Annotated in this window: 5 protein-coding genes; all 5 read left to right on the plus strand. The window is 44.5% G+C overall.

Going from position 1 to position 7063, the window contains the following annotated elements; genetic code table 11:
- Positions 1-1494, plus strand: a 1494-nt coding sequence (locus A3757_RS13650) for an NADP-dependent isocitrate dehydrogenase (protein ID WP_068739792.1), incomplete at its 5' end; no start/stop codon positions are given.
- 515 nt (positions 1495-2009) lie between these two features.
- Complete coding sequence (locus A3757_RS13655; RefSeq protein ID WP_068515167.1) at positions 2010-3482, plus strand: NarK family nitrate/nitrite MFS transporter; 1473 nt, start codon at positions 2010-2012, stop codon at positions 3480-3482.
- A gap of 158 nt (positions 3483-3640) precedes the next feature.
- Positions 3641-4264: an ANTAR domain-containing response regulator gene (locus tag A3757_RS13660; protein WP_068512368.1), complete on the plus strand. Its 624-nt coding sequence runs from the start codon at positions 3641-3643 to the stop codon at positions 4262-4264.
- 343 nt (positions 4265-4607) lie between these two features.
- Entirely contained in the window at positions 4608-5996 is a 1389-nt protein-coding gene (locus tag A3757_RS13665; RefSeq protein ID WP_068515165.1) for a CmpA/NrtA family ABC transporter substrate-binding protein, read from the plus strand.
- A 246-nt stretch (positions 5997-6242) separates the two neighbouring features.
- Positions 6243-7063, plus strand: an 821-nt coding sequence (locus A3757_RS13670; protein ID WP_231878279.1) for an ABC transporter permease, incomplete at its 3' end; no start/stop codon positions are given.

Consider the following 7063-nt stretch of genomic DNA (forward strand, 5'->3'; position numbering starts at 1 on the left):
AGAAGAGCTGACTTGTTGTTCTCTCTACATGTTAAAGCCACCATGATGAAGGTCTCGCATCCGATCGTATTTGGGCATGCGGTTACTGTTTACTTCAAAGAACTTTTTGAAAAGCATCAGGCGAAGTTTGAAGAGTTGGGTGTGAACCCTAACAATGGTTTGAGTAATGTTCACCAGAAAATATCTGATCTTCCTTACTCTCAGCGTTCTATAATTGAAGAAGATATTCGTGCCTGTTACGAAGAACGCCCTGAAATGGCGATGGTAGATTCTGACAAAGGTATTTCAAACCTCCATGTACCAAGTGATGTCATCGTTGATGCGTCAATGCCTGCGATGATTCGTGTTGGTGGTAAAATGTGGGGTACTGACGGTAAACTGAAAGACACTAAAGCGGTTATTCCAGAGCGCACATATGCGACCATCTATCAGGAAGTTATTAACTTCTGTAAGCATCATGATGCCTTTGACCCAACGACAATGGGTACCGTTCCAAATGTTGGCTTGATGGCTCAAAAAGCTGAAGAATATGGTTCTCACGACAAGACTTTCGAGTTAGAGGCTGACGGTACTGTTCGTGTAGTTGATGAAGATGGTAAGGTCTTGCTTTCGCATGATGTCGAGAAGGGTGACATCTGGCGTATGTGTCAGACTAAAGATGCGCCAATTCAGGACTGGGTGAAACTCGCCGTTTCTCGTGCTCGAGCAACGGGTATGCCGACTATATTCTGGTTAGATCCTGAGCGTGCCCATGATGCGCAAATGATTAAGAAGGTGAACACCTACTTACAGGATCATGACACGGATGGTTTGGACATTCGTATCATGTCGCCGGATCAGGCAATTCGCTTCACAATGGAGCGCTTGATTCGTGGCCGTGACACGATCTCTGTTACCGGTAATGTACTACGAGATTATCTAACGGATTTGTTCCCGATTCTTGAGTTGGGTACCAGTGCTAAGATGCTATCTATTGTTCCGTTAATGGCTGGTGGTGGTCTGTTTGAAACAGGTGCTGGTGGTTCTGCTCCGAAGCATGTTCAGCAATTCCTGGAAGAGTGTCACTTGCGTTGGGACTCTTTAGGTGAGTTTTTAGCGATCGCTGTTTCTTTGGAAGATCTGGGTATTAAGAATGATAATGAGAAAGCAAAAGTCCTAGCGAAAACGCTTGATGAGGCGACGGCTATCTTCCTGGAAGAAAATAAGTCACCGTCACGAGTGTCTGGTGAGCTGGATAACCGTGGTAGCCACTTCTTCTTGGCCTTGTATTGGGCTAAAGCGCTTGCTGCGCAAGATGATAACCTTGAGCTAAAAGAGCGCTTTGCAGCGCTGGCTAAGACATTAGAAGAGCAGCAGTCGACTATTCTTGCTGAAATGACGGTTGTGCAAGGTAAGCCTGTCGATATTGGCGGTTACTACCATCCTGATGTGGCGAAAGCGACTAAGGCGATGAGACCAAGTGATACCTTTAATTCAGCGCTTGATAATTTGTAAGCGTATCTGAGTGAAAAAAAACCGAACCGGCTCAGGCCGGTTTTTTTATGCCCAGAGTTTCATAGATAAATGACTGGAAGGTACTATCGATTGTAGTGTTGAGCGTTCTTATAGGTCTTTGGGTCAAGCGTAGGGTAGCTCTTCACTGTCATGAAGGCACCAATTTGGTAAGTCTTGATTGAGGTACCTAGGTTTACGCTGGATTTTTGGGCAGATTGTTTGTATGCAGGTTGTTCAAATAGTGCACAATGAGTTGGTGTGCTCCTTGGTAAAGCTGTTTCATGTGATAGCTTAGGTTTTGCGAGCGTAATATGGTGCGAGAAGTAAAAGGTAGTCTTTCTATTGCTTCAGAATGGTGCGTTTTGGCTGGAGGATATGTTGGAATCTGTCTGTGCGCAAGTCGTTTGTGTAATTATCTGTTTTTATCTTGTTGAAAGTAAAGAAAAAAATCTTAGTTGGATCGACTTTTGATTATGGTGGCCTAGTTTTCATTCAATCTATTTAAGGAACCCCGCATGTCTGAAGCTCGATTAAGGTTATTGGATTTTTCCAGTCGACCGACACAAATATTGCACTTTACCTGGTTTGCATTCTTTTTGACCTTCGTGATGTGGTTCAGTCATGCGCCAATGAAGCCTTTCATTATGGCAGCATTTGATATGAGTAATGCCCAGTGGAAGGCGTTATTGATCCTTAACGTTGCACTTACTATACCAGCGCGTATTGTTGTCGGGATGTTGGTGGATAAGTTTGGGCCGCGCGCTGTTTATAGCTTGTTGTTGATGGTGTCGGCGTTTCTTTGTTGGGGTTTTGCTCTAGCTCAAACTTATGAGCAGTTAGCCTTATTCCGTTTCTTGTGTGGCTTTATTGGTGCGGGTTTTGTTATCGGTATTCGTATGGTGGGAGAATGGTTCCCTGCGAAGACGGTTGGCTTAGCAGAAGGTGTATATGGTGGCTGGGGTAACTTCGGTTCGGCAGCTGCAGCATGGACTCTTCCAGCGGTAGCAGCTTACGTATATGGTGGTGATGATGGTTGGAGATATGCTATCGCAACAACAGGTGTTGTTGCTTTTGTTTATAGCATGATCTTTTACAAAAATGTTCGTAATACACCGAAAGGTTCGACTTACTTTAAGCCAAAGAAATCGGGTGGTTTGGAAGTAAGTAATAAGCGTGATTTCTGGTTCTATATCGCGATGAATGTGCCTATGTATATTGCCTTGGCTGTTTTGACATGGAAGCTATCTCCAGCGGGTGTAAGTCTACTATCGGCAACAACAGCAAACATTTTATGGGGGGTGCTCGCTGGTCTGTTTGCTTTCCAAATGCACTCAATCTATCAAGTGAACAAAGAACATTTACATACTTCTCTACCAGAAAACGACCAGTATAAGTTTAAGCAGGTGGCTATTCTTGATTGGGCTTATTTCGTTACCTTTGGTTCAGAATTAGCTGTTGTGTCAATGTTGCCAGCATTCTTCATGGAAACCTTTGATCTAACACCTGTTATGGCTGGTTTGTTGGGTGGTGCATTTGCATTGATGAATTTGGCGGCGCGTCCTACCGGTGGATATTTATCAGATAAGTTTGGTCGTAAGAAAACCTTAACTATTCTGATTGCTGGTTTGACGGTCGGTTACTTGATTCTGTCCCTAGTTGATAGCACCTGGATGATTCCATTGGCTGTTGCGGCAGTGTTGCTTTGTTCGTTCTTTGTTCAGTCTGGTGAAGGTGCAGTGTTCGCTATGGTGCCACTGGTTAAGCGGCGTATGACTGGCCAAATTGCAGGTATGGTTGGCGCCTATGGCAACGTGGGTGGCGTGACCTTCCTGACGGTCTATTCTTTTGTTGATGCATCGACCTTCTTTATGGTGATTGCAGGTGCTGCGGTGGCTTGCTTGGCTCTGGTTCAGTTCTTGGATGAGCCTAAAGGTCATATGCATGAAGTATTACCTGATGGCACTGTTCAAATGATCGAGGTTAGCTAGGTTTAGCTAGGACTTGATTGCGAGCCTGTACTTTTGACAGGCTCGCTCCTTTTTATACCCTCTATTTTTTACCATTTAATATTTATCAGACCTATGCCAGAAGGGAATGAGTATTTCATACTTAGTTGTGTCTGAATTTATGAATAAGGTGGTGTCGTATGACTAGAGCTGTTATCTCAAATACAGGGCTCTCTCAAAAAGAACGCGCACTGTTAATTGATCCCTTGGATTCAAGAGCTGCGTTGTTACGCAGAGCTCTTCGCGAAAACGCTTATCCGATAATCGAGACTGTCACAGATGCTTGTCTTATGCTGGAGAAAGCAGAGGAGCATCAGCCTGATATTCTTGTGGTGGGCATGGACTTGCCCGACGAAGACACTTTACAGCAACTGGTCGAACTTCGAGAGCGCATGCCGCTTCCCGTCATTGTTTTCTCAGAAAAGGATGCGCCGCCGCTGGTTCAGAAGGTGGTGAAGGCCGGTGTCAGTGCTTTTATTGTGGATGATATACAGCCACAGCGCTTGCCTTCAATTATTAATATCGCAGTAGCTCGTTTTCATGAGCAGCAAGGTTTAATAAAGGAATTAAACACGACAAAAACCAAATTGGCCGAAAGAAAGACCTTAGAGAAGGCTAAAGGTTTGTTGATGAAACAGAAGGGCCTGAGTGAAGATGAGGCATATACCTCTCTTAGAAAGTTGGCGATGGATAAGGGGCAGCCGATTGTGAAAGTGGCTGAAAGCATTATTGATGTGTTTTCCTTATTGGGTGATGTCGAGTAGCCCTAAAGCAAGTCGTTAGTAAGTGCTTGGTGCACTGAAATGGGTCGTATTTCTGCGTGATATTGTCAAGTAGTTGATATATAAGGGATAAAAAGTTGGCACGGCTTGTGCTTTAACTAGTATATCTACGAACGCAAGGCGTTCATGAAACAAAACATAATGTCTTTCTATCAACGGCGATCAGAAAGACATCAAACAAGATCGCAATGGCGCGGTCAGGTTTGAACGAGCAAAGGTGCTCATCAGTTAGTGGTCTCATTAGAGGCGACTAATCGGTGGGCGCCTTTTTTTTTGGATTTTTTGAAAGTTTATTATTGATTCATTGATATAAAGGAAGCGTTTTATGAAGTGGTTTAAATCGTTAAAAACGGCAACGATGACAACAGTAATCAGCGCAAGTGTCGCAGTTGGTATGACTAGCGGCGCGGCGCATGCAGAGAAATTAGGCTATCCGGAAAAAGAGGAGTTAACTTTCGGTTTTATCAAACTAACAGACATGGCGCCAATAGCTGTCGCCTATGAAAACGGTTACTTTGAGGATGAAGGCCTGTACGTCAAAATTGAAGCTCAAGCTAACTGGAAGGTCTTGCTTGATGGCGTAATTGACGGTCGCTTGGATGGTGCACATATGCTAGCGGGACAGCCTATTGCAGCGACGATGGGTTATGGAACTAAAGCTCATATCATTACGCCTTTCTCAATGGATTTGAATGGTAATGCGATCACCGTTTCAAATGATATTTGGGAACAGATGAAGCCAAATATTCCAAAGATGGCTGATGGAAAACCTGTTCACCCAATTAAAGCTGATGCGCTGAAGCCAGTTGTCGAGAAGTACAAGGAAGATGGAAAGCCTTTTAACATGGGGATGGTATTCCCGGTTTCGACTCATAACTATGAGCTAAGATACTGGTTAGCAGCGGGCGGTATTCACCCTGGCTACTACGCGCCTCATAAGGGTGACACGACAGGTAAGATCGATGCAGATGCCTTGCTATCAGTAACACCTCCACCACAAATGCCGTCTACCTTGGAAGCCGGCACGATCTATGGCTACTGTGTAGGTGAGCCTTGGAACCAGCAGGCCGTATTCAAAGGTATCGGTGTGCCAGTAGTGACTGATTACGAGATCTGGAAAGACAACCCAGAGAAAGTATTTGGTATTACTAAAGAATTTGCTGAGAAATACCCGAATACGACAGTTCGTTTAACGCGAGCGATGATTCGTGCAGCGATGTGGTTAGATGCTAACAACAATGCTAACCGTCCAGCAGCGGTTAAGATCTTGTCACAACCTAACTATGTTGGTGCTGACTATGACGTTATTGCAAACAGTATGACGGGTACTTTTGAGTACGAGAAAGGCGATAAGCGTTCAGTACCAGACTTCAACGTATTCTTCCGTTATAACGCGACTTACCCATACTACTCAGATGCTATCTGGTATCTAACGCAAATGCGTCGTTGGGGTCAGATCTCTGAAGATAAGAGCGACGAGTGGTACAAAGATTTGGCGAAGAAAGTATATCGTCCTGATATCTATGCACGTGCGGCGCAGTCTTTGATCAAAGAAGGTAAAGCGAAAGCGGCTGACTTCCCAGACTTCTCTACTGAAGATGGCTACCGTGACCCACAAACGCACTTTATCGATAACATTGTTTATGACGGTACACAACCAAACAAGTATATCGAGAAGTTCTCAATTGGTCTGAAATCAGGCGACAAGATCTAAAGAGTATTACATATGTCGGACGACAAATGCTGGCCTGAACCAGGGTTTGTTGTCTGACTGCTGATAACGAAGTTTGTCTAAGAAAGATTTATCTTGATCGGCTCTCAATGTTTGTTAGAACGAGAGTCGTCAGTTAACTGAAGTAGCTTTAAGCAGGAGCAGAAGATTATGTCAACGGCGACATCTCTTAAGGACGATATAGAACAACCAATTGTTTGGTTGGATAAGGTATTAGAGTTTGGTGCGATGGCAGCGAAGACTCTGGCAATACCCATGGCAGGTATTGCGGTATTTCTCATTATTTGGGCGGCAGCCGCACAGAGTGTTAAAACTTCTTTGGGGCAGTTTCCGGGTCCCGCGATGGTAATGGAGCAGTTCGTCTCTTTATATGATGAGCACGTTTCCGAGCGGACTAAAGAGCAAGCCTTCTACGAAAGGCAAGAGAAAAGAAATGCGGCACGAGTGGCTGAAGATCCATCTTATGTGCCTAAAATCAGAGCGTATACCGGGAAAGAAACTTTCCTCGATCAGATCTTTACCAGCTTAAAGACGGTCGCTTCTGGCTTCTTATTGGCTGCAGCGATAGCGATTCCCCTAGGCATTGCCATTGGCCTGAATAAAACACTGAACTCGGCTGTTAACCCGATTATTCAGGTGTTCAAACCTGTTTCTCCTTTGGCTTGGTTACCCTTGGTGACAATCTTGGTGAGTGCACTCTACGTCTCGTCAGATCCACTGGTAGCCAAGTCCTTTATTGTTTCGATGATCACCGTAACACTTTGCTGCTTATGGCCAATGGTGATCAATACGTCAGTGGGTGTTGCATCCATTGATGATAACTTGGTCAACGTAAGTAAGGTGTTGCGATTACCTGCTCTGAAACATGTTCAGAAAATTGTTTTACCTGCATCAGTACCGATGATCTTTACCGGAATGCGCTTGTCCTTAAGTATCGCATGGATGGTGTTGATCGCCGCAGAAATGTTGGCCCAAAACCCAGGCCTTGGAAAGTTCGTTTGGGATGAATTCCAGAATGGTAGTTCAGATTCACTAAGTAGAATTATGGC

The organism is Oleiphilus sp. HI0117 (assembly GCF_001635235.1).

Excerpts from the sequence above, each read along its gene's own strand:
- A3757_RS13655 (WP_068515167.1), top strand. The coding sequence starts at position 2,010 with ATGTCTGAAGCTCGATTAAGGTTATTGGATTTTTCCAGTCGACCGACA.
- A3757_RS13660 (WP_068512368.1), top strand. The coding sequence starts at position 3,641 with ATGACTAGAGCTGTTATCTCAAATACAGGGCTCTCTCAAAAAGAACGC.
- A3757_RS13665 (WP_068515165.1), top strand. The coding sequence starts at position 4,608 with ATGAAGTGGTTTAAATCGTTAAAAACGGCAACGATGACAACAGTAATC.